Source organism: Moraxella sp. VT-16-12, assembly GCF_002224245.2.
Lineage (GTDB): Bacteria > Pseudomonadota > Gammaproteobacteria > Pseudomonadales > Moraxellaceae > Moraxella.
The window spans coordinates 16,729-37,693 of record NZ_NKHK02000009.1 but is presented as its reverse complement, the minus strand read 5'-3'; the positions used below and the strand labels follow the sequence as shown (position 1 = coordinate 37,693).

The 20,965-nt window shown below is 43.2% G+C and carries 26 protein-coding genes; 19 read left to right on the top strand and 7 right to left on the bottom strand.

Annotated elements, in window-relative coordinates:
* Nucleotides 1-6 precede the first annotated feature (6 nt).
* From CEW93_RS08785 to CEW93_RS08775, 3 genes are all read left to right on the top strand, one after another.
* Nucleotides 7-927 (top strand): DNA/RNA non-specific endonuclease, encoded by a 921-nt coding sequence (locus CEW93_RS08785; RefSeq protein WP_089540366.1) that lies wholly within the window; start codon nucleotides 7-9, stop codon nucleotides 925-927.
* A gap of 5 nt (nucleotides 928-932) precedes the next feature.
* Nucleotides 933-1,172 carry a hypothetical protein gene (locus tag CEW93_RS08780; protein WP_089540368.1) on the top strand — a complete coding sequence of 80 codons (240 nt, stop codon included), beginning with the start codon at nucleotides 933-935 and terminating at the stop codon, nucleotides 1,170-1,172.
* 131 nt (nucleotides 1,173-1,303) lie between these two features.
* Nucleotides 1,304-1,663 carry a hypothetical protein gene (locus CEW93_RS08775; protein ID WP_089540369.1) on the top strand — a complete coding sequence of 120 codons (360 nt, stop codon included), beginning with the start codon at nucleotides 1,304-1,306 and terminating at the stop codon, nucleotides 1,661-1,663.
* Nucleotides 1,664-1,705: 42 nt separating this feature from the next.
* Here the strand turns inward: CEW93_RS08775 and glnK are convergent, their stop codons facing one another.
* The gene (gene glnK, locus CEW93_RS08770; RefSeq protein ID WP_089540371.1) at nucleotides 1,706-2,044 is read right to left on the bottom strand and encodes a P-II family nitrogen regulator; all 339 of its coding nucleotides are present in this window, start codon (nucleotides 2,042-2,044) and stop codon (nucleotides 1,706-1,708) included.
* A 113-nt stretch (nucleotides 2,045-2,157) separates the two neighbouring features.
* On the opposite strand from glnK, the gene murD reads away from it, so the two are divergent.
* Nucleotides 2,158-3,552 carry a UDP-N-acetylmuramoyl-L-alanine--D-glutamate ligase gene (gene murD / locus CEW93_RS08765; protein WP_089540373.1) on the top strand — a complete coding sequence of 465 codons (1,395 nt, stop codon included), beginning with the start codon at nucleotides 2,158-2,160 and terminating at the stop codon, nucleotides 3,550-3,552.
* A gap of 74 nt (nucleotides 3,553-3,626) precedes the next feature.
* Nucleotides 3,627-4,805: an FtsW/RodA/SpoVE family cell cycle protein gene (locus CEW93_RS08760; RefSeq protein ID WP_255504050.1), complete on the top strand. Its 1,179-nt coding sequence runs from the start codon at nucleotides 3,627-3,629 to the stop codon at nucleotides 4,803-4,805.
* On the opposite strand, the gene gluQRS is transcribed toward CEW93_RS08760, so the two are convergent.
* The 6 genes from gluQRS to CEW93_RS08730 all read right to left on the bottom strand — a co-directional run bounded on the left by gluQRS (nucleotide 4,802) and on the right by CEW93_RS08730 (nucleotide 9,124).
* Complete coding sequence (gene gluQRS, locus CEW93_RS08755; protein WP_089540375.1) at nucleotides 4,802-5,728, bottom strand: tRNA glutamyl-Q(34) synthetase GluQRS; 927 nt, start codon at nucleotides 5,726-5,728, stop codon at nucleotides 4,802-4,804. The genes CEW93_RS08760 and gluQRS overlap by 4 nt on opposite strands.
* 3 nt (nucleotides 5,729-5,731) lie before the next feature.
* Nucleotides 5,732-6,142, bottom strand: a complete 411-nt coding sequence (gene dksA / locus CEW93_RS08750; protein ID WP_089540376.1) for an RNA polymerase-binding protein DksA — start codon at nucleotides 6,140-6,142, stop codon at nucleotides 5,732-5,734.
* A 108-nt stretch (nucleotides 6,143-6,250) separates the two neighbouring features.
* Nucleotides 6,251-7,066, bottom strand: a complete 816-nt coding sequence (locus tag CEW93_RS08745) for a metallophosphoesterase (protein ID WP_089540378.1) — start codon at nucleotides 7,064-7,066, stop codon at nucleotides 6,251-6,253.
* 49 nt (nucleotides 7,067-7,115) lie between these two features.
* Nucleotides 7,116-7,919 carry a metal ABC transporter permease gene (locus tag CEW93_RS08740; protein ID WP_089540380.1) on the bottom strand — a complete coding sequence of 268 codons (804 nt, stop codon included), beginning with the start codon at nucleotides 7,917-7,919 and terminating at the stop codon, nucleotides 7,116-7,118.
* A 7-nt stretch (nucleotides 7,920-7,926) separates the two neighbouring features.
* Nucleotides 7,927-8,676, bottom strand: a complete 750-nt coding sequence (locus CEW93_RS08735; RefSeq protein ID WP_089540382.1) for a metal ABC transporter ATP-binding protein — start codon at nucleotides 8,674-8,676, stop codon at nucleotides 7,927-7,929.
* Complete coding sequence (locus CEW93_RS08730; RefSeq protein WP_089540384.1) at nucleotides 8,633-9,124, bottom strand: Fur family transcriptional regulator; 492 nt, start codon at nucleotides 9,122-9,124, stop codon at nucleotides 8,633-8,635. Before CEW93_RS08730 ends, CEW93_RS08735 begins: the two co-directional genes overlap by 44 nt.
* Before the next feature lie 183 nt (nucleotides 9,125-9,307).
* Between CEW93_RS08730 and CEW93_RS08725 the strand changes: the two genes are divergently transcribed.
* The 14 genes from CEW93_RS08725 to CEW93_RS10845 all read left to right on the top strand — a co-directional run bounded on the left by CEW93_RS08725 (nucleotide 9,308) and on the right by CEW93_RS10845 (nucleotide 20,964).
* Nucleotides 9,308-10,165, top strand: coding sequence for a metal ABC transporter solute-binding protein, Zn/Mn family (locus tag CEW93_RS08725; protein ID WP_255504049.1), 858 nt, complete (start codon nucleotides 9,308-9,310; stop codon nucleotides 10,163-10,165).
* 130 nt (nucleotides 10,166-10,295) lie between these two features.
* A complete protein-coding gene (locus CEW93_RS08720; protein WP_186727948.1) occupies nucleotides 10,296-10,694 on the top strand; it encodes an ATP synthase subunit I in 399 nt (132 codons plus the stop codon).
* Nucleotides 10,695-10,925: 231 nt separating this feature from the next.
* A complete protein-coding gene (gene atpB / locus CEW93_RS08715; RefSeq protein ID WP_089540388.1) occupies nucleotides 10,926-11,816 on the top strand; it encodes a F0F1 ATP synthase subunit A in 891 nt (296 codons plus the stop codon).
* A 49-nt stretch (nucleotides 11,817-11,865) separates the two neighbouring features.
* The gene (gene atpE, locus CEW93_RS08710) at nucleotides 11,866-12,111 is read left to right on the top strand and encodes a F0F1 ATP synthase subunit C (protein ID WP_089540390.1); all 246 of its coding nucleotides are present in this window, start codon (nucleotides 11,866-11,868) and stop codon (nucleotides 12,109-12,111) included.
* Between the two features lie 85 nt (nucleotides 12,112-12,196).
* Nucleotides 12,197-12,667 (top strand): F0F1 ATP synthase subunit B, encoded by a 471-nt coding sequence (locus CEW93_RS08705; RefSeq protein WP_089540393.1) that lies wholly within the window; start codon nucleotides 12,197-12,199, stop codon nucleotides 12,665-12,667.
* A gap of 11 nt (nucleotides 12,668-12,678) precedes the next feature.
* Nucleotides 12,679-13,227, top strand: coding sequence for a F0F1 ATP synthase subunit delta (locus CEW93_RS08700; RefSeq protein ID WP_089540394.1), 549 nt, complete (start codon nucleotides 12,679-12,681; stop codon nucleotides 13,225-13,227).
* A 30-nt stretch (nucleotides 13,228-13,257) separates the two neighbouring features.
* Complete coding sequence (atpA, locus tag CEW93_RS08695; RefSeq protein WP_089540396.1) at nucleotides 13,258-14,802, top strand: F0F1 ATP synthase subunit alpha; 1,545 nt, start codon at nucleotides 13,258-13,260, stop codon at nucleotides 14,800-14,802.
* Between the two features lie 67 nt (nucleotides 14,803-14,869).
* Nucleotides 14,870-15,739, top strand: coding sequence for a F0F1 ATP synthase subunit gamma (gene atpG, locus CEW93_RS08690; protein WP_089540398.1), 870 nt, complete (start codon nucleotides 14,870-14,872; stop codon nucleotides 15,737-15,739).
* A 20-nt stretch (nucleotides 15,740-15,759) separates the two neighbouring features.
* Nucleotides 15,760-16,152, top strand: a complete 393-nt coding sequence (locus CEW93_RS08685; protein WP_255504047.1) for a hypothetical protein — start codon at nucleotides 15,760-15,762, stop codon at nucleotides 16,150-16,152.
* A 24-nt stretch (nucleotides 16,153-16,176) separates the two neighbouring features.
* The gene (atpD, locus tag CEW93_RS08680) at nucleotides 16,177-17,604 is read left to right on the top strand and encodes a F0F1 ATP synthase subunit beta (RefSeq protein WP_089540400.1); all 1,428 of its coding nucleotides are present in this window, start codon (nucleotides 16,177-16,179) and stop codon (nucleotides 17,602-17,604) included.
* Between the two features lie 128 nt (nucleotides 17,605-17,732).
* Entirely contained in the window at nucleotides 17,733-18,155 is a 423-nt protein-coding gene (locus CEW93_RS08675; protein ID WP_089540402.1) for a F0F1 ATP synthase subunit epsilon, read from the top strand.
* Nucleotides 18,156-18,217: 62 nt separating this feature from the next.
* Nucleotides 18,218-18,940 carry a response regulator gene (locus CEW93_RS08670; RefSeq protein ID WP_089540403.1) on the top strand — a complete coding sequence of 241 codons (723 nt, stop codon included), beginning with the start codon at nucleotides 18,218-18,220 and terminating at the stop codon, nucleotides 18,938-18,940.
* An 84-nt stretch (nucleotides 18,941-19,024) separates the two neighbouring features.
* The gene (locus tag CEW93_RS08665; protein ID WP_089540405.1) at nucleotides 19,025-20,716 is read left to right on the top strand and encodes an ATP-binding protein; all 1,692 of its coding nucleotides are present in this window, start codon (nucleotides 19,025-19,027) and stop codon (nucleotides 20,714-20,716) included.
* 74 nt (nucleotides 20,717-20,790) lie between these two features.
* Entirely contained in the window at nucleotides 20,791-20,964 is a 174-nt protein-coding gene (locus CEW93_RS10845; protein WP_186727947.1) for a hypothetical protein, read from the top strand.
* Nucleotide 20,965 lies beyond the last annotated feature (1 nt).

The following is a 20,965-nucleotide window of genomic DNA, read 5'->3' as shown; positions in this document are numbered from 1 at the left end:
ACTGTCATGAAAAATTATCTTTTATTGGGGCTGTTGATGATGCCCTTGACGGCAGTTGCCACCCATGTAGGTCAAAACATCAACACCAATGCCAATACTGCCCAAAATTTAGCCGTTTGCTCACATCATTTTTATGCAGGGCAAGCCCCCATTTTGACAGGCACAAAAGGCAAACGCCTTGCCAAAAACACCCATGAGTTGTGCTTTGATGGCTTTGCTGTGCTACATTCTGGGGTTTCACGCACACCCATTTGGTCAGCAGAGCATCTGACCAAAGCCCGCATTACGATGGCAAAAGAGCTGACTCGTGAAGACAACTTTCATGCAGAAAGTCGCTTGCCCGCAGAGTCAAGAGCAGAGCTGTCGGACTATTCTCGCTCAGGCTTTGACCGTGGACATCTTGCTCCTAATGGCGACATGGCGAGCACATCTCAGCAATTTGACAGTTTTAGTCTGGCCAACATCGCTCCCCAAAATGGTACACATAACCGCAATGTTTGGCGAAATATTGAATCCGCTACTCGCTCTTTGGCGGTTAAATATGGTGAGATTTATGTGGTAACAGGCGTGCTGTTTCAAGGTAAAAATATTGCCACCATTGGCACGGGCGTGCTTGTTCCCAGTCATTTTTTTAAGGCGGTGTATATACCCAGCATAGACAAAGCAGGCGTCTATTATTCTGTCAATGGCGAAAATCATGACACCAAGATTTTAAGTGTGGCGGAGTTTAGCACCAAGACAGGCATCAATCCTTTGCCAAACTTAAAAGAGCAGACACAGTCTGTGGCGTTTGATTTGCCAATGACTGCTGATGATGTTGGCACGGACAACCAAACCCCAAAGAACCAAAATGACACCAACGAAGTGTCAGGGTGGGTGGCAATGGTGATGGAGATTTTAAAATTTTTGATAAACATCTTAAAGTAGCTGATATGAATATTTTTGAAAATGACCATGAAGTTCTACAAATTGGGTCTTTGACTTTTGAGAATCAATACGACAGCGTAATTATCGTGGGGGATGTGCAAATTGGTCATGATGACGATGGCAGAAAAAAAGCCCAAGCTTTGTATGAGTTTGCCAAAAATTTGTTAGAAAGCATGGACAAGCCCAAACAGGATTTACCCCCCATGCAGGCACAAGGCTTGGTAAGCAATCCCTTTGATGATTAAAAAAATCCTACACAGCCCACAAAATACAGCAAGGTTTGTGTTTGATTTTTTAGATGGGCTTGCTTATAATAAGCGTACACCTGTTTTGGTGGTTTATTACTTAAAATTTATAACTTTATCAAGGAGTTATTATGAAGTTACGTTCTTTGGTTGTGCTAGGCGGTCTGATGATGGCAGGGGTGGCATTTGCTAATGACCCCATCGTTGGTACTTGGAAGATGAGTGAAAAGGGTGAAGCTAAGGCGATTTTGACCATCAGTAAAGCAGGCAAGGGCTATCAGGCGGTCATGACAAAAGGTTTGACCGAAAAAGCCAAAAAGCGTGAAGGGGCAGTGGTCATTCGTGAAATCCAGTCCCAAGGTGGTGGCAAATATGCAGGCAAAGGCAAACACCCAACCTTACCCATCTCTGGCACAGCAAATATCACCATCAATGGCAACAATATCACTATCACCAGCCGTGCAGGCACGCAAACTGGCGTAAGACAATAAGAGCAATTAAAATCCCTACATATTAGTAGGGATTTTTTTATTTTATAGGGCGTTTTCGTCCGTTTCACCTGTACGAATGCGAATCACCTGTTCAAGCGGTGTGATAAAAATCTTACCATCACCAATCTTGCCTGTGTTAGCAACAGTCATGATTGCTTGTACAATCTCGTTCACCATGTCATCTGTGCAGGCAATGTCAATTTTGATTTTTGGTAAAAAATCCACCACATACTCTGCCCCACGATACATCTCAGTGTGTCCTTTTTGGCGACCAAATCCTTTCACTTCGGTGATGGTAATGCCATTGACACCCACGTCTGATAAGGCTTCACGCACATCGTCTAATTTAAAAGGTTTGATGATGGCACTTACAAGTTTCATAAAAATCCTATCAGTAAAATAGCTTTGGTTATTATAGGCGAATTTCGCCAAAAAACCAACAATCGCCAGAGCAATTCTGATAGAATAATAATTTTACTTTTTAAAAGGATAATATGATGGCAGTTTATACGGTTGTTGGCTTGGGCAGTTCAGGGTTTTCTGCGGTTAAGTTTTTGGCAAGTCAAGGACATACGGTGGCGGTTACGGACGGCGGTTTTCCTGCTTTGGCGGATAAGCTGCCACAGGGTGTGGAGACTTATTTTGGTGGCATTGATACAGACATACTTTTAAAATCCGATAAAATTGTCATCAGTCCCGGCATTGACCCTGCCATCATGCCAATTGCTCGTGCGATGGAACATGGTGTGAGTGTGGTGAGTGATGTACAGGTGTTTATTGAAGCATTAAGACAAAAAGATGAGCAAAATAACACACATACACCCATCATTGCCATCACAGGGTCAAATGCCAAATCTACCGTAACCACGCTTGTTGGGGAAATGGCAAAGACGGCAGGTAAAATCGTGGGTGTAGGTGGCAATATCGGCACGCCAGCCCTTGATTTGCTTGATATAGATGGCATGGAGCTGGTTGTGCTTGAACTGTCTAGCTTTCAGCTTGAAATGATGACAGAGCTGTCAGCAGATGTGGCGACTATTTTAAATTTATCAGCAGACCACCTTGACCGTCATGGTGATATGGCGGGTTATCTTGCCCAGAAATTACGCATTTTTGAGCAAGCAAAAAATGCGGTGGTATGGCTTGATGATAAAGAGTTGGCACGCATTTGTATTGCTCATTTGCCCAAAGATTGCCAAATGATAAGCACCAGTGGTGAGATTGGCGAAGGGTTTGTGGCGGATTTTTGTCTAAAAGGCGAAAGCGATGAGACAGGTGAGCAAATTTGGCTGTGTCATCAAGGTGAAAAATTATTGTCATCAAAACAGCTACTTATCAAGGGCAAACATAATCTGTTAAATGCCTTGTCCGCCTTGGCCTTGGCAAGTGCGGTGGGACTGCCAATGAGTGCCATGCTAGATACTTTACAAAAATTTAAAGGGCTGCCCCATCGCTGTGAGTTTGTGGCGGACATTGGTGGGCGAGCGTATTTTAATGATTCCAAAGGCACAAATATCGGAGCGACCATCTCTGCCATTGATGGGCTTGGGGTGGTATATGGTGAGCGGTCGCTGGCATTGATTTTGGGCGGTCAAGCCAAGGGGCAGGATTTTAGGCAGTTGGCGCCATTTGCTGATAAATTTGCTGGACGGATTTATCTGATTGGACAAGATGCTCAGATGATTGCACAAGCACTGATGGACGTGGTGGATTTTGGTGAGCGTATTGTGCATGCGCAAGTGCTTGATAAGGCGGTATCGCTTGCCAGTCAAAGCGATGTCAAAGCGGTGCTTTTGTCGCCTGCGTGTGCCAGTCTTGACCAGTTTGATAACTATGGTGAGCGTGGGGATAAATTTGTACAACTGGTACAAGCACTTGTCTGTGATTAAAATACCGCTCATTATTTTTGCAAAATGGCAGAAGTGGTTTATAATAAAGCTGTTTTTATTTGTATGCTTAGACCATGACCACGCCTACCCAAAAATTTAAGATGGCGAATTTTTTTGATTCGCCTTATTTTCCCAAAGCCAGTAATCTTTTGGCATCAGCATTATTGATGTTGATTGTCATTAGTTTATTGATGATTGCATCAGCGTCCATTCCCTTTGCGGTGTTGCATGACATGCCTGAATTGCGGTTTTTTTGGTTTCAGGCGACTTATGTTGGGGTTGGGCTGGTGGCAGGCTGGGTGGTGTATCACATTCCATTAAAGTGGTATTTTAGCTTTCCTTTGATGTTGTCAGCATGGCTTTTGGTGATACTTTTGTTGATACTGACGCTGTTTACGACACCGATTAATTATTCAAGGCGTTGGCTAGATTTTGGGGTGATAAATTTACAAGTAACAGAGTTTGTCAAACTGCTGATGGTGCTGATTATTTCAGATTATGTGGTCAGGCGTTCAGCGGAGGTTAGGCAAAGTATGTTGGCGGGGTGGCGACTGCTTTTGTGGTATGGCCCTGTGTTGGTTTTAATTTTTTTTCAGCCCGATGGGGGTTCGGTGATGGTGATTGCCGCCACAGCACTTGTGGTATTGTTTGTGAGCGGTTCGCCATTTCGGCACCATTTGGCGTTATTGTGTATCGTCATTCCACTATTGGCAATTGCGTTGTGGATAGAAAGATACCGTCAATTTAGAATGATGTCTTTTTTAGACCCTTTTGATGATGTCAAAAATACTGATTTTCAGTTGTCTCGCTCGTTGGTGGCGTTTGGGCGTGGGGAGATGACGGGTGTTGGTTATGGTGATAGTGTACTAAAACTGTCGCACTTGCCCGAGGCTCATACTGACTTTATTCTTGCCATCACAGGCGAAGAGTTGGGGTTTTTGGGAGTGGCATCTGTTTTGGGGCTGCTTTGTGTCATTTTGTTTTGTATCATGCGTATCAGCTATGTTGCCCTAAAACGGCGTCAATTACGTCTAAGTTATATGCTGTTTGGTTTTGCCACGATTTTGTTTGGTCAAATCGTCATCAATGCAGGCATGACCATGGGAGCATTACCCACCAAAGGACTGACTTTGCCATTTTATAGTTATGGGGGGTCGTCAATGCTCATGTTTATGATGATGATTGCCATCGTGCTAAAAGTGGCACATCAAAGCGATGAGATTAATAACCAAAACAAAAACAGAGAGTACTAAAAAGCACCGAGCGTTGCTCCATGTAATCGCTGATTGTCCCAATGGTTTATCCCCCATGTCAATATCACGGCAGGGGGGTTTTTATGTAGGTCTTTTGGTGGGTTTTGATTTAGTAGGGTCAAAGCCTGAAATAACAGGTCGCTTGCTTTATCAGGTGTGCTGGTGTCTATGGGGGTGGCAAGGTTTTGTTTGGAGAGTTTTTGTCCATCTTGATTCATCAAAAGTGGCAGATGATAAAAATAATCAGCATGGGGCAAACCACATAAACGTGCGATACATAGCTGAGCGATGGTCATAGGCATGATGTCAAGCCCACGCATGACATGACTGATTCCTTGTAATCCATCATCAATGGTGCAGGCGAGAATGTAGTTTATCATGTTGTTTTGGCGTTTGATGACGACATCCCCAAGGCTTTTGGCAGGATTGTCCCAAACCACCCCTTGAATGCCATCAAAAAAGGCGCTAAGCACATCAGGCAGGCACAGGCGGATTTTATTGTTTGATAACTGTTTGTGCAGACAAAAACGTGGATAAATGGGGGCAAGATTTAAATCTTTGATGGATAAATCATAAAAGCTCACCGCAGGTATGGCATGATTTGCCAAGTCTTTGCGTGAGCAGGTGCAATGATAGCTGATGGCTGATAGTTGATGAATGTATGTCTCATAAATGTCGGTGCGGTGTGATTGAAAGATGATTGTGCCATCAGAGTGCAAACCTAGATTATCCAAATCATTTAAAATGGATGTGGCAAATTTTGGCTTACATCGCTCAAAATCCACATCTTCTATTCGCACCAGCCAATCCCCGCCCATGGATTTGACATGACAGAAACTTGCCACCGCCGTGGTTAATGACCCTAAGTGTAGGTGTCCTGTTGGCGATGGGGCAAATCGCCCAACGATGGGGCGAGTGGTCATGGCTTAGTGGTGTCCGTGGTTTTGTTTTTCTTTCATCTCAGACATGGTTTTGCAGTCAATACACTGTGTGGCAGTAGGGCGAGCTTCCAAGCGACGTAAGCCAATCTCTGTACCACAGGTTTCACAAAACCCATAATCACCCGTCTCAATCTCAGCTAAGGATTTGTCAATTTTACGCACCAGTTTACGCTCACGGTCTCGGGTGCGAAGTGCCAAGGCAAATTCTTCTTCTTGGGTGGCACGGTCGTTAATGTCTGCCATCGCTTCGGTTTCTTCGTTGATATAGTCCTTGGTGCGTTCAGCTTCCACCAAAAGCTCACTTTTCCAGTTGAGCAGTATGGCTTTAAAATGTGCCAACTGCTTATCTGACATATATTCTTCATCTTTGGTGGGTTGATAGGGAGCAAAGCTCATGCAATATCCTTAGTTTGGCGTTAAAAGGGCAAAACTCCGCCTAGATTGGGGTGGATTTTTGTTTTTCAAGCAAAAATTGCTGACGAAAAATAAGCAATATTCGTGCCATTATGGCAAGCGTATCACTTGACTGCTGATGGTTTGGTCATTATGTAGGCATAACAGACGAAAACCACTTGCCATTGTATCCAAAGCGAAATCATCATTAAAAGGCAAAAACTGACGAGCGGTAGCAGGTGTGGTATAAACGGTGCAATTTGGTCGCTGTGGGGGTGTGATGGCAAAAGCCTGATGAACATGACCTGACAATATGGCACGCACTTGGGGAGTGATGAGTTGCCAAAATTCATGGCGATTAACAAGTATGTGCTTATCAATCCATGCCGAACCAACTGGTATGATGTGGTGGTGCAGGGCAATGATGGTAGGTAGGTTGCCTGTCAAATGGGCATTTAAAAATGATAAAGTATCATTACAAAGTTTGCCATAAATTTGTCCATTAACCGCAGAATTGACCGCCAACAGTTGCCATTGGCAAGTGGGGAACTCAATCACAAGACGATGTGTGTCAATCAAGCGACCATCAGCGTTGATGGGCAAAAATATCCGCTTATAAAAGGGCAAATCATCCCCTAGCTCATGTGTCAGGTCATGATTGCCCGCCAGACACAAAAAAGGAATGTTGGTGCTGTTTAGTTGATGAAATAGCCAATCATAAATCCTAGCGACACCATCATTGACCAAATCGCCTGTGAGTAATAATAAATCAGGAGCGTGGCTTTGAGCAAGAGTTAATACCGCCAAAAATTTATCAAAACTTGTGCTGTCATGGTCAGACAAATGCAAATCGCTGATTTGGGCGATGGTAAAGCTGTGCGTGGCGTGCAAGCAAGTGGGATAAGGGGGTATGGTTAAGATTGACATGACTAAGATTTATACAGATGATAAGTGGCTTATAAACACATCAAACACATCACGAATGCTGATTAAAAACCTTGCTAAGACCAAGCACCCCAAAAAATCCCATTGATAAAGTCAAAACAATGGACAGCCCTGTGGGAGCGTCCAGCCAAACACTGCCCCACACACCAGCACTGACAGCAATTTGGGCAATAATCATCGCAAATATCACCATTTGTTTGGGAGAAACAGCCAGCAGGCGAGCGGTTAAGGCGGGCAACACAAGCAGTCCTGTGATAAGTAGGCTGCCTACCGCTTGTAAGGCAACGGTGCAAAACCCTGCCAACAGCCCCATAAAAAAGAGCTTTTGGGTGGTGGGATTGATGCCTGAAATTTGAGCAAGTTCAAGATGTGTGGCGAGTTTGAGTTGTTTTTGCCAAATCCACATTAAAAAAATCAGCCCAATGACCACAATCGCCACCAAACGTGGTAAATCTGTCCAATCCACATCTAACAAACTGCCAAATAAAAATCCTAAGACGTTGGCTTGTTGTTGGGTGAGCTGAGTTAAGGTCAAAAGCCCCAAACACAACAAACTAGATGCCAGTACAGCAAGCACAGCATCGCTTGGCAGGCGTTTATCTTCTATGATGGTTAGGATTGCCACGACCACGCCACCCACCAAGATGACGCCCAAATCATAAGGTAAAGACAGCCATACCGCCAAGGCGACCCCAAATAACGCCCCATGAGCAAGCATATCTGCAAAAAAAGCCATGCGTCGCCACAGCACCAAGCAACCAAGGGGGGCAGACAGTAGGGCAAGTAGTGAGCCTGCTATCCAAGCAGGGGCGATGATGGGTAGCCAGTCGTTCATAGTTTTCTTAGGATTGGTGCTGACAGTGGTCGTGATGATGGACGTAAGGGACTTGGTATTGCCCAAATAAGGCGGTAAATTCTGGAGTAATGGCGATGTCAGCAGGCACACCTTGACAGCAGATATGTTTGTTTAGACAAACAACATGGCGTGAGCCTTTCATTACCCAATGCAAATCATGTGATACAACCAACATGGCACATTGTAAAAAATTAGGCATATTGTCAATAAACTCATATAACAGCGTTTCGCTGTCAGGGTCTAGCCCTTGCATGGGTTCATCTAAGATAAGCAGGCTGGGTTTATCCAATAATGCTCTTGCCATTAGAACACGTTGGGTCTCACCCCCTGATAAAGTGTGGATTTGCCGAGACAGTAAAGGCTCTAAAAATAATTTATCCAACACAAATTGCTTTTGGGGGGCAGTTAGGTGATTGGGATGGCTTTGTTTGAGCAAATCTTTGACTTGTAGGGGTAAGATGGTTGGCACACTAAATTTTTGGGGAACATAACTCATCTGTGATGTGTGCCTGATGATTTTGCCTGATGTGGGTGATATGAGTCCGAGTATGAGCTTGACTAGGGTGGATTTGCCCGCACCATTTGGACCGATGAGACTGATGGTGTCTTTTTGATGGATACATAAGCTCACGTTATTTAAAATTTGACTGCCACCAATCTGATAGTCAATATCATCTAGTGTCAATAGTAGGTCATCGGCAGGCACGGCATACGCCCCGAAGTTCAATGACTGCATGTTCAATCTCAAACCCTGCATCATTTTTGACAAAATCTATCATGGCATTAACAGGGATGTTGCTACATTCTTCTACGCTGTGGCATTTTTGACAAATTAAAAATGCTGCTGTGTGGGCTGAACGGGGGTGGCAACATGGCACATAGGCGTTGATGGAGCTGAGCTGATGAATCAACCCTTCACTCAGTAAAAACTCTAACGAGCGATACACGGTTGGCGGTGCGACATTTTTGTTTTTTGAATCTGTGGCTTGACGTCTGTTTTGTAGGGCGGTAATCAGGTCATACGCCCCAAGCGGCCTGTTGGAAGATAAAATAAGAGAGAACACTTCTTCACGCAAAGGCGTAAAGCGTGTGCCACGAGCTTCACAGTAGGCTTTGGCGTATTCTAGGTGTTCTTTTGGGTCGTGTCTGTGAACGTGGTGCTGATGGTCGTGATGGTCTGACATGAATCTCTCTGTATGTTTGGGTATGAAATATTATACCGCATATTATGCTCTACTAAAACTGCCAAAAAGCCCAATCCCAATGAAAATATTCACTTTTATCGTCAGGATTTATGATGATATTATATAACATTTATCATCTCTTATGATAAAATACACTCATTTTATTGATAAAAAGGTGAGATTGTGAAAGCCATTTTAAAAATTAGCCGTCTTATCAAAACCTTAATGATGAGTGTGGTGCTAGGCGTGTGTATGATGGCAAATGCTGATGTGGTTAGTGTCAGTAATTATCCGCTTTTGTTGTTATCCAATGCCGTTACCAAAGGGGCTCAGCCTGCTCAAATGCTCCTATCATCTGGCGATGTCGGTCATCATGGCTCGCTGTCGCCCAGCAAGATAAAACTGGTTAAAGACAGCCGTTTTGTGGTTTGGTTTGGTCAAGAGCTTGAACAAAATTTGGTGAATGCTTTGCAAAACACCCCCAACGCCATCGCTTTATATCGTTTTAAAGCTTTTGAGCGTCTGCCTTTGCGTCAGATTGATGGTGTGGTGCGACCAAATACATTTGACCCACATATTTGGCTAGACCCTGCCAATGCCAAAGCCATCGTACGAGCGTTGGCGGTGATTCATGGCCATGCTGACCCTGCCAATAAAGCCCTTTATCAAAAAAACGCCCAAAATTTTGCCATAGAGTTGGACAAAGCAGTACGTGCCATATCACCCAAACCAATGCCTTATTGGGCGTATCATGATGCTTATCAATACCTAGAAAAATCCGCCCAATTACGCTTTGTGGGAGCATTAACGCCTGACCATCATTTATCACCTAAGGCAAGCCAAATCAAACTGTTAAACGACAACCGCCCCCAAACGTCCATGTGCCTTGTGTCTCAGCAAAATGTCTCCCAAGGCATTTTAAATAAACTAGGTAGCACATCGGTGGTATTATTGCAAGAAGATTTAAGCGATTATGATGATTTTGTGCAGGCATGGATGGCATCGGTACAAAAAATTTATGCTTGCGGACAGGCGGGATAATTTTATTTAAAAATAATCAGTATTTTTATTGTAAAATGACTTGTCAGCACGTTAAAAACTTCTTATAATCATTTTATTTTTAATGGTTTTTGTTGCCAAACGCTTGATTTTAGTCCAAAATGGGTATCTTATGACCAAACCTGCTCGGCAGACACATCAAGCGAAGATTTTTGCCCTACAAATCCGCCAGTTTTGGGGTGTGTTGTTTTTGATGGTGGCAGGTTTGTTGCTTGGTTTGGTGATGGGTCAGCCACAGATTACCACAAAGAGCATGATGCTTGGGGCGTTGTTGTCTTATGTTGCTCAGATGGCATTTACATTCATCGCCTATCGTTTGACAGGGGCGAAGGCACGCCAAGCAATTGTGTTGCATTTATATTTAGGACAAGTGGTCAAATGGGTATTGACCATTGTGGGCTTTGCCATGATTTTTATGTGGATAAAACCCATCATCGCCCCTGTGGTGTTGCTTGGCTACATACTCATGCAGTTTGGGCATAATGTGGTGATGTGGCGGTCAAAATTTTAAAATTTGCTTATTTTTTCTAAAAAACGATAAAATTGCAAAAATTCAGCAAGAAAAAGTGCATTTTCTCTTTACATATTGTCTTGCTTACAATACAATACACGCCTATGTGTGGTTTTTAAAAACAGTTGGATTGATTTACAACACATGATATTTCGGTCGGGATTTCCCTTCCATATTTGATTCTTTTGGCGTGTGTAAACACAACCTTTTTGTTTGAATTAAGAGCTTATTATGGCAGCTGAACAAACATCTTCGGATTATATTGCTCACCATTTAACCAACTGGACGTATGGTTATCACCCAGAACAGGGCTGGAAAGTGGCACACACCGCTCAGGAAGCCGCAGAGATGGGCTTTAAAGCCATTCATCTAGATTCTATGCTGTGGTCTATTGGTTTGGGTATCTTTTTTTGTGCATTATTTTTGGCAGTAGGACGTAAGGCGACATCAGGTGTACCCACAAAACTGCAAGCATTCATTGAGATGATTGTTGAGTTTGTGGACAACAGCGTGCGTGAATCCTATAATGGCACATCAAAACTGATTGCTCCACTGGCACTGACCATCTTTGTGTGGATTTTCTTAATGAACTTGATGGATTTGATTCCTGTTGATTTTATCCCCTATTCTGCACAGATGATTGGGGCGGCAATGGGACATGACCCACATCATGTTTACTTTAAGATTGTACCAAGTACCGACCCAAACATCACGCTTGGTATGGCGTTTTGTGTGTTCTTTCTTATCATTGGCTTTGGTCTAAAATACAAAGGCGTGGGTGGTTTTATTGGTGAGTTTACCCTACACCCATTTAGTGCAAAAAACCCAATTTTACAAGCAATACTTATCCCTGTAAACTTAATCCTAGAAACAGTAACTTTGATTGCCAAACCAATCTCGCTTGGTCTGCGATTGTTTGGTAATATGTACGCAGGTGAGCTTATCTTTATTTTGATTGCACTGATGTACATGGCAAACAGTTTCTTTGTAAATGCATTGGCACTGCCATTACACTTGGGTTGGGCAATTTTCCATATCTTAGTTATCACTTTACAGGCGTTCGTGTTTATGATGCTGACGATTGTTTATCTATCGCTCATCTCACAAACAGCAGAACATTAATTTGAAACCTTTTAAACTTTAACCCTTAATATAGGTCTAAGGAGACATCATGGATCCAGTTATCGCTCAGTACACTCTACTTGCAGTGGCTCTTCTTATTGGTGCTGGTGCACTAGCTACCGGTATTGGCTTTGCTCTACTAGGTGGTAAATTCTTAGAAAGTACTGCTCGTCAGCCAGAGCTAGGTTCACAGCTTCAAACCAAAATGTTCATCGTGGCAGGTCTTCTTGACGCCGTACCGATGATTGGTGTTGGTATTGCCATGCTTTTGCTATTCGCCAACCCACTTGCATAAGTAAGTTGAAGCGGTCAGTGTCCAATTCTGGCCGTAAACCAGAATTGGCTATCACCTGACTTTCACGAACACATGAGGTGATTGGATGAATATTAATTCCACTCTTATCGGTCAGATGATTGCTTTTGCGTTTTTTGTGTGGTTTTGCATGAAATTCGTATGGCCGCCACTCATCGGAGCGATTAACGAACGACAACGCAAAATTGAAGAAGGCTTAAATGCTGCTGAAAAAGCAAAGGCGGATTTAGCTTCTGCTGAGCAAAGAGCTGAGCAAGAATTTGCGGCGGCAAAAACCGAGGCGGCTTCCATCATTGAAAGAGCAAATAAAACTGCCAATAAGATGATTGAAGATGCCAAAGAGCAAGCCCGCATTGAAGGTGAGCGTATCATTGCATCGGCTCATGCCAGCGTGGAGCAAGAAGTGGCAAAAGCTCGCAAAAATTTAAGTGAGCAAGTGGCTGACCTTGCCGTGCTTGGAGCAGAAAAGATTTTGCAAGACAAAGTCGATAAACAAAAACACGATAGCATGCTAAAAGAGTTGGCGGCTAATCTGTAATAGAGGGTATCATGGCTGAATTATCTACCTTAGCAAGACCTTATGCCAAAGCGGCATTTGACTATGCTAAAGAACACAATGCGATTAAAGAATGGGAATCTTTTTTGTCGGCGACCAGTCAAGTTGTCAGCAATGAAGAATTTTCTGCGTTACTTAGCAATCCAGCCATTTCTGCAACACAACGAGCCACTGTTTTGATGGATATTTATTCAGATGGCGTTGCAGTACAATCTTCTGTGGCACTGACAAATTTTATCTCTCAGTTGTCAGAACATGATAGATTGGCATTATTGCCTGAAATTCATTCTTATTACAGTAAGCTGCTATCGCAAGAACTCAACGTGATTGATGCTTACGTTACTTCAGCCTATCCCTTAACCGAAGAGCAACGCAAAACTTTACAAGAGAGTCTGGCAATTTCAACAGGTTCAATCGTTCTTTTACATGAAGAAGTTGACCCAGCATTATTGGGTGGGGCAACCATTAAAGTAGGCGACAAGTTTACTGATGGCTCAGTGCGTGGCAAGTTAAAACAATTAAAGACTCAGCTAACTGCATAAGTGGCTGTCTAATTTAAAGGAAACAAGGCAATGCAACAATTGAATCCAGCCGAAATCAGCAATCTGATTAAGCAGCGTATTCAAGACCTTGACGTAAGTGCGACCGCAAAAACCGAAGGCGTCATCGTCAGTGTCTCTGATGGTATTGTACAAATTCATGGTTTAGAAGAAGCCATGTATGGTGAGATGATTGAGTTTGAAGGGGGTGTCTATGGTATGGCACTTAACCTTGAACAAAACTCAGTTGGTGCAGTAGTGTTGGGCGATTATTTGGCTTTGCAAGAAGGTCAAAAGGCATTTTGTACAGGTCGTATCCTAGAAGTACCCGTAGGTCCTGAATTGTTAGGTCGTGTCGTGGATGCTTTGGGAAATCCTATTGATGGTAAAGGTCCTATCAATGCCAAATTAACTGATAAAGTAGAAAAAATTGCTCCTGGTGTTATTGCACGTCAATCTGTTGATGAGCCAGTAATGACAGGCTATAAAGCAGTTGATACCATGATTCCGATTGGGCGTGGTCAGCGTGAGCTTATCATTGGCGACCGTCAAACTGGTAAAACTGCTTTGGCAATTGATGCCATTATCGCTCAGAAGCATTCTGGCATTAAGTGTATTTATGTGGCAGTTGGTCAAAAGCGTTCAACCATTGCTAACGTGGTACGTAAATTAGAAGAAACAGGTGCTTTGGCATACACCACCGTCGTGGTGGCATCAGCATCTGAACCTGCTGCATTACAATACATCGCTCCTTATTCTGGTTGTACGATGGGTGAGTATTTCCGCGACCGTGGTGAAGATGCTCTGATTGTCTATGACGACCTGTCTAAACAAGCGGTTGCTTATCGTCAAATTTCCCTACTACTTCGTCGTCCACCAGGGCGTGAAGCTTATCCAGGGGACGTGTTTTATCTGCACTCACGTCTGTTAGAGCGTGCATCTCGTGTTAATGCTGACTATGTAGAAGCATTTACCAACGGTGAAGTTAAAGGCAAAACTGGTTCATTGACCGCCCTGCCCATCATTGAGACCCAAGCTGGGGACGTATCAGCATTCGTACCAACCAACGTAATCTCCATTACAGATGGTCAGATTTTCTTGGAATCAAACCTGTTTAACTCAGGTATTCGCCCTGCGGTAAACGCTGGTATTTCGGTATCTCGTGTTGGTGGTGCTGCACAAACCAAAATCATCAAAAAACTTTCAGGCGGTATTCGTACGGCATTAGCACAATATCGTGAGTTGGCGGCATTTGCTCAATTTGCTTCTGACCTTGATGATGCTACCAAGCAACAGCTTGAACATGGTGAGCGTGTTACTGAGCTGATGAAACAAAAACAATACGCCCCAATGTCCATCGCTGACCAAGCAACCGTGATTTATGCATCAAACGAAGGCTATTTAGCGGATGTACCTGTTGAGAAGATTGGTGCTTTTGAAGAAGCATTGCTTCGTTATTTACGTAACGACCATGCTGATTTGATGAAAGAGATTGATGAGACTGCTAACTATAATGATGACATTGAAAAACGCATTAAGTCTGCAATTGAATCATTTAAATCTTCTCATAGCTACTAAGAAGCAATATGGTGTATCTTAATGATACACCATAAACCCATTTAAAAAATCCAGTATTGGAATACTTATGGCAAGCTTAAAAGAAATACGTGCAAAAGTAACCAGCATTAAAAGCACCCAAAAAATTACTCGTGCCATGCAAATGGTGGCTGCCAGTAAGATGCGTCGTGCCCAAGAACGCATGGAGATGGGTCGCCCTTATGCTGAGAGTATGTACCGTGTGATTTCGCATTTGGTACAAGCTCAGTCAGACTATAAGCACCCTTATATGATAAATCGCCCTGTAAATAGAGTGGGATTTATCGTAGTTACGTCAGACCGTGGTCTGGCAGGCGGATTAAACATTAACTTGTTTAAAAAACTATTAAAGTCTGTAAAGGAATATCAAGAACAATCTGTTGAAATTGAGTTTGCTGCCATTGGCTCAAAGGGCGTGAGTTTTTTTAAAAGCTTTGGTGGCAAAGTCAGCTCTGCTTTGACTGATTATGGCGACAGCCCAAATTATGAGCAATTATCTGCTCCTGTTCAAGCCATACTTGATGATTATGAGCAAGGTCGTTTGGATCGCATTTATTTGGTATACAATCAATTCATCAATGCCATGACTCAAAAACCTTCTATCAGCCAGCTCGTTCCTTTGCCCGAAGGTGCTTTGGAAGAAAAAACTGCCACTCATGGATGGGATTATATCTATGAGCCAGACACAAAGACGTTGATTGATAGATTGATGGGGCTTTATGTAGAATCCATCGTTTATCAAGCGGTGCTTGAAAATATCGCATCAGAGCAGTCGGCTCGTATGGTGGCGATGAAGGCGGCGACAGATAATGCTGGTAATTTAATTAAAGAGTTGCAGTTGGTTTACAATAAATTACGTCAAGCAGCAATTACCCGAGAAATCTCGGAGATTGTTGGTGGTGCGGCTGCTGTTTCTTAATATTAAGAGTTGGAGTTTTTATGAACACTCGTTTGCGTTGTATTGGCGTATCTTTGGCAGTGGCATTGCTAGCAACAGGCTGTGTTTCAACAGGTAATGTTGCCATGAAAGAGCAAACACAACAAAGCATTGACACCCATATTGTAAAAGGTAAAACAACTAAGCAGGACATTACAAATGCTTTTGGTTCTGCTGATAGTGTGTCTTTTACTGACAGTGGCAATGAAGTTTGGACGTATCGTCATTCAAAATCTAAACCAATGGCAAGAAATTTTATCCCTTATAATTTCTTCTCTCAAGGTCAGAATATTCAGACAAAAGAGCTTGTTATTTTGTTTGATGGTAAAGGTGTGGTTTCTAATTACACATTTAGAGAAACTGCCAATCAAACAAAAGCAGGCATCGCAGAGTAAGTTATAAATAATTAGGAGAACGCAATGAGCGGTCGTATTGTGCAGATTATCGGTGCAGTAATTGACGTTGAGTTTGGTCGTGGTCAAGTCCCCCAAATTTTTGACGCACTTCATGTAGATGGTACCGAAACAACCTTAGAAGTACAACAGCAGTTAGGTGATGGCGTGGTGCGTACCATTGCCATGGGTTCAACCGAAGGTCTAAAACGTGGTTTGAGTGTTTCAAATACTGGTGCGCCAATTTCTGTGCCAGTAGGTCAAGCAACTTTGGGTCGTATCATGGACGTACTAGGTCGCCCAATTGATGAAGCAGGTCCTGTCAATGCCCAAGAAACATGGTCCATTCATCGTGATGCACCAAGCTATGATGAGCAATCAAACTCAACTGAATTGCTAGAAACAGGCATTAAAGTAATTGATTTGCTGTGTCCATTTGCTAAAGGTGGTAAAGTTGGTCTGTTTGGGGGTGCTGGTGTTGGTAAGACCGTTAATATGATGGAGCTTATCAATAACATTGCTTTAAAACACTCAGGTCTGTCTGTATTTGCTGGTGTGGGCGAACGTACTCGTGAAGGTAATGACTTTTATCATGAGATGCAAGAAGCAGGTGTTGTTAATACCGAAGACTTCACCAAATCAAAAGTAGCCATGGTATATGGTCAGATGAATGAGCCACCAGGAAACCGTTTGCGTGTTGCTTTGACTGGTTTGACCATGGCAGAATATTTCCGTGATGAAAAAGACGAAGCAACTGGTAAAGGTCGTGATGTTCTGTTGTTCGTGGATAACATTTATCGTTATACCCTAGCAGGTACAGAAGTGTCAGCATTGTTAGGACGTATGCCATCTGCGGTAGGTTATCAGCCCACTTTGGCAGAAGAGATGGGTATTTTGCAAGAGCGTATTACATCAACACAGTCTGGCTCTATTACTTCTGTGCAAGCGGTTTATGTGCCAGCGGACGACTTGACTGACCCATCACCAGCGACCACCTTTGCTCACTTGGATGCAACCGTCGTACTTAGCCGTGATATTGCATCACAAGGTATCTATCCTGCGGTTGACCCACTAGATTCAACTTCTCGTCAGCTTGACCCACAAGTGATTGGCGATGAGCATTATACTGTGGCTCGTGGCGTGCAAGAAGTGCTACAACGCTATAAAGAGCTAAAAGACATCATTGCCATTTTGGGTATGGACGAATTGTCAGAAGAAGATAAGTTGGTTGTTTATCGTGCTCGTAAGATTCAGCGTTTCTTATCTCAGCCATTCCATGTTGCCGAAGTATTTACAGGTGCACCAGGTAAATATGTTGCTTTGCGTGATACCATTGCTGGATTTAAAGCGATTATCAATGGCGAATACGACCATCTGCCAGAACAAGCGTTCTATATGGTGGGCGGTATTGATGAAGCGGTTGCAAAAGGCGAAAAACTACAACAAGGAGCATAAGTCATTTATGCTTAACACCACAAGGGATTTGTGTACTGATGATAGTGGCAAATCTCTTGTTTGGTTTGTATTTTCAAAAGTGAAAATTTTTGATACAATCAACATGATGTTGAGAAAAGGAGTATGTGATGGCAACCTTTAAATGCCGAGTGGTAAGTGCCAGAGAAGAGTTATATGTTGGGGATATTAATGTGCTTGTTGCGACAGGTCATGATGGCGAGCTTGGTATTTTGGCAGGACATACGCCATTAATCACCTTGTTAAAACCTGGTCCCATGCACTTAAAATCTGCAGACGGTACAGATGAAGTGATTTATGTTAAAGGTGGTGTTTTAGAAGTTCAGCCCCATATGGTTACTGTGTTGGCAGATTCTGCGGAGCGTGCTAGCAACCTAGATGAAGTAAAAATCGCCGAAGCTCGCCGTCATGCCGAACAATTACTTGCCAATCAAAGCAGTGATGTACAAACAGGAGCAGCCTTAGCAGCCTTAGCGGAGTCATTAGCACAGCTACAAACCATTCAAAAATACAAAAATCGTGCTGGCGGTTAATAAATGTGCTAAACTAATGGTGAGTTTCGCCCCCTTTGGTCATTGATTTATAAGGATAACACATGGCATTAACTGTATCTGATAAAGAAGACATACCACGCATCTTGATTGTTGAAGATGATGAGCGTTTGGCGACATTAACGCAAGATTATCTAAGACGCAATGGTTTAGATGTTGCCATAGAAACTGATGGTACTCGTGCCATTCGCCGTATCATTAGTGAACAGCCTGATTTGGTGGTGCTTGATGTCATGCTTCCCGGTTCTGATGGTTTGACGGTGTGTCGTGAAGTGCGTCCGCATTACAGTCAGCCAATACTTATGCTAACTGCTCGTACCGAAGACATGGACCAAGTGTTGGGTTTGGAGATGGGGGCAGATGACTATGTTGCCAAACCTGCTCAGCCCCGAGTGCTTTTGGCTCGTATCCGTGCATTGCTCCGCCGTTCTGAGGCCACACCTAGCCATGAAGCACCACAACGTCTTGAATTTGGTGAGTTGGTGATTGATAATGGCGGTCGTTCTGTCATGCTTGGGGATAGATTGGTGGATTTCACCAGTGCTGAGTATGATTTGTTGTGGCTCTTGGCATCTAATGCAGGACGGATTTTATCTCGTGAAGATATTTTTGAGCGTTTGCGTGGCATTGAGTATGATGGTCAAGACCGCTCTATTGATGTGCGTATCTCACGTATTCGCCCAAAAATTGGTGATGACCCTGAAAATCCAAAACGCATTAAGACGGTCAGAAGCAAGGGTTATTTATTTGTCAAAGATGGTGGTTAATCATCAAATGGTTACAAGCCATGTGTATGGGTTGTGTGATAAAGTCAGCTTTGTGCTGGCTTTTATCTTTGTGGGTGAATTGGCATGACTTCCTTATTTTCGTTTGCTGAACGTAGTATTTTTTTTCGCATTTATTCAGGATTGCTTCTTGTGTGTATGGCGGTGGCATTTTTTGCATACCTGTTGATAGAAACCATCAACCAAGAACGCATCCAATCTTATCGCGAATCGGTGGCAACGGGAGCATTTTATCTGACTAGCCAAAGCATTCAAATTCAAAAGACCCCCAAGGAGCGTACTTTATGGCTAGAAAATACCAGTGCTTTGTTTGGGTCTGAGTTTAAGGTGTCGCCCATAGACAGTATTGGTTTTAAGGCTCGTGAATTAAAACATTTGGAAGAAGAAAGGGCGGTTGTTCGCCATAATCCCAAAACTAACGAATCTTATGTGTATCATCGTATTGGCGATGAGAATAATGTTTTATGGACACGCATTACTCGCTTAGGGGAGCGACAGGTGCGTGCGATGATGGTATTTTTGCTCCAAGATTTGTCCAATTATCCAACATTTGACAGCAAACGGGGGCGACTTGAATTTTTGAGTGATAAATTTGGACACCCCATCACTTTGGAGTCGGTGCAGGCGTTGGAGTTGGACCCTGAGCAGGTTACCAAGCTTGACAGTCGTGAACCTGTTGTTCTGTTTAGAGATGGTGCTAGCACCCAAGACCCCAATATTTCCATCATTGCCAAGTCTGAGATGGATGATTTGGCGGTGATGGTTGGTCCTGTGGCACTGTTTAATTATTTTCCTTTAAATCTTATTGTGAGCGTCATTATCATTTGTTTGTTGTTGATTAGTGTGGGGGTTTATGGGCTGATTTTTCCACTTCAACGCCGATTACAACTTTTACAAATGGGCGTCAATAAGGTGGCAAATGGTGAGCTAGATACCAGCGTGCAGGTGGTGGGCAGTGATGACATTGCTCGGCTGTCATCTGCGTTTAATGCCATGACCAAGCACATCAAACGGCTCATTCAATCACAAAGAGAGCTGACACGTGCGGTGTCGCATGAGTTGCGTACACCAGTGGCTCGCATTCGTTTTGCGGTGGATATGTTGGCTGATGATGATGATTATGACTCACGTCAATCACAAAAAAATTATATTGACGAAGACATTGAGTCTTTAAATGAATTGATTGATGAAATTTTAACCTACGCCAAACTGGAAGAAGGCTCACCCCAGATGGATTGGCAGATGGTTGGTTTGCGTGATTTGTTGGAGCAGATTGAGCGAGAAACCAACGCTTTGGGTAAGCCCATCACTGTTAAAATTAACGCACCTGATATTAAAGTGGTGGCAATGGCAGACAGACGTTATTTGCATCGGGTGGTGCAAAACTTGGCAGGCAATGCCCTAAGATATGCCAATAGCACCATCATTATCAGTGCAGGGGTTCATCGTAATGTTGCTTTTGTGAGTGTGGAAGATGATGGGCAGGGCATTCCTAAGGCTGACCGTGAAAAGGTCTTTATCCCCTTTGCTCGCCTTGATGACAGCCGTACCCGTGCGTCAGGTGGTTATGGACTTGGGTTGTCTATTGTGTCTCGGATTGCTTTTTGGTTTAATGGCAACATGAGAGTGGATGAAAGTCCAAGTTTACATGGTGCAAGATTCATCATGGAATGGCCTGCTAAACAGCTTGGTGTGGTTATTGCAGCAGATGAGCTGACAGGAGCAAGAAGTGAAAAAAAGGTGATTGGCGAGCCTTAATGTGGGTTTATTGGCATTGTGTTTTGGTTAAAATATGCTAATATTTGAAAATAAGTGTTTGTAAAGGTAAAAATATGCCATATTTATTTAGTTTTTTGGTGGTTGCGAATGTGGGTTTGTTTGGCTATTTGTTACTTGTGCCAAAAAAAGAACCAGAATATTTGCAACAAGCTCACGCCAACTTGCAAGCACCCACCAGTTTTGAAAATACCACCAACACCTTACCACCTGAGATTGGCAACAAATAAG

Excerpts from the sequence above, each read along its gene's own strand:
- CEW93_RS08775 (WP_089540369.1), top strand. The coding sequence starts at position 1,304 with ATGAAGTTACGTTCTTTGGTTGTGCTAGGCGGTCTGATGATGGCAGGG.
- atpE (WP_089540390.1), top strand. The coding sequence starts at position 11,866 with ATGGATCCAGTTATCGCTCAGTACACTCTACTTGCAGTGGCTCTTCTT.
- CEW93_RS08735 (WP_089540382.1), bottom strand. The coding sequence starts at position 8,676 with ATGCAGTCATTGAACTTCGGGGCGTATGCCGTGCCTGCCGATGACCTA.
- CEW93_RS08670 (WP_089540403.1), top strand. The coding sequence starts at position 18,218 with ATGGCATTAACTGTATCTGATAAAGAAGACATACCACGCATCTTGATT.
- CEW93_RS08720 (WP_186727948.1), top strand. The coding sequence starts at position 10,296 with ATGACCAAACCTGCTCGGCAGACACATCAAGCGAAGATTTTTGCCCTA.
- gluQRS (WP_089540375.1), bottom strand. The coding sequence starts at position 5,728 with ATGACCACTCGCCCCATCGTTGGGCGATTTGCCCCATCGCCAACAGGA.
- CEW93_RS08740 (WP_089540380.1), bottom strand. The coding sequence starts at position 7,919 with ATGAACGACTGGCTACCCATCATCGCCCCTGCTTGGATAGCAGGCTCA.
- CEW93_RS08700 (WP_089540394.1), top strand. The coding sequence starts at position 12,679 with ATGGCTGAATTATCTACCTTAGCAAGACCTTATGCCAAAGCGGCATTT.
- CEW93_RS08705 (WP_089540393.1), top strand. The coding sequence starts at position 12,197 with ATGAATATTAATTCCACTCTTATCGGTCAGATGATTGCTTTTGCGTTT.
- CEW93_RS08730 (WP_089540384.1), bottom strand. The coding sequence starts at position 9,124 with ATGTCAGACCATCACGACCATCAGCACCACGTTCACAGACACGACCCA.
- CEW93_RS08665 (WP_089540405.1), top strand. The coding sequence starts at position 19,025 with ATGACTTCCTTATTTTCGTTTGCTGAACGTAGTATTTTTTTTCGCATT.
- CEW93_RS08780 (WP_089540368.1), top strand. The coding sequence starts at position 933 with ATGAATATTTTTGAAAATGACCATGAAGTTCTACAAATTGGGTCTTTG.
- CEW93_RS08745 (WP_089540378.1), bottom strand. The coding sequence starts at position 7,066 with ATGTCAATCTTAACCATACCCCCTTATCCCACTTGCTTGCACGCCACG.
- atpD (WP_089540400.1), top strand. The coding sequence starts at position 16,177 with ATGAGCGGTCGTATTGTGCAGATTATCGGTGCAGTAATTGACGTTGAG.
- murD (WP_089540373.1), top strand. The coding sequence starts at position 2,158 with ATGATGGCAGTTTATACGGTTGTTGGCTTGGGCAGTTCAGGGTTTTCT.
- dksA (WP_089540376.1), bottom strand. The coding sequence starts at position 6,142 with ATGAGCTTTGCTCCCTATCAACCCACCAAAGATGAAGAATATATGTCA.
- atpA (WP_089540396.1), top strand. The coding sequence starts at position 13,258 with ATGCAACAATTGAATCCAGCCGAAATCAGCAATCTGATTAAGCAGCGT.
- CEW93_RS08785 (WP_089540366.1), top strand. The coding sequence starts at position 7 with ATGAAAAATTATCTTTTATTGGGGCTGTTGATGATGCCCTTGACGGCA.
- CEW93_RS08675 (WP_089540402.1), top strand. The coding sequence starts at position 17,733 with ATGGCAACCTTTAAATGCCGAGTGGTAAGTGCCAGAGAAGAGTTATAT.
- CEW93_RS08760 (WP_255504050.1), top strand. The coding sequence starts at position 3,627 with ATGACCACGCCTACCCAAAAATTTAAGATGGCGAATTTTTTTGATTCG.
- CEW93_RS08685 (WP_255504047.1), top strand. The coding sequence starts at position 15,760 with ATGAACACTCGTTTGCGTTGTATTGGCGTATCTTTGGCAGTGGCATTG.
- atpB (WP_089540388.1), top strand. The coding sequence starts at position 10,926 with ATGGCAGCTGAACAAACATCTTCGGATTATATTGCTCACCATTTAACC.
- CEW93_RS10845 (WP_186727947.1), top strand. The coding sequence starts at position 20,791 with ATGCCATATTTATTTAGTTTTTTGGTGGTTGCGAATGTGGGTTTGTTT.
- glnK (WP_089540371.1), bottom strand. The coding sequence starts at position 2,044 with ATGAAACTTGTAAGTGCCATCATCAAACCTTTTAAATTAGACGATGTG.
- atpG (WP_089540398.1), top strand. The coding sequence starts at position 14,870 with ATGGCAAGCTTAAAAGAAATACGTGCAAAAGTAACCAGCATTAAAAGC.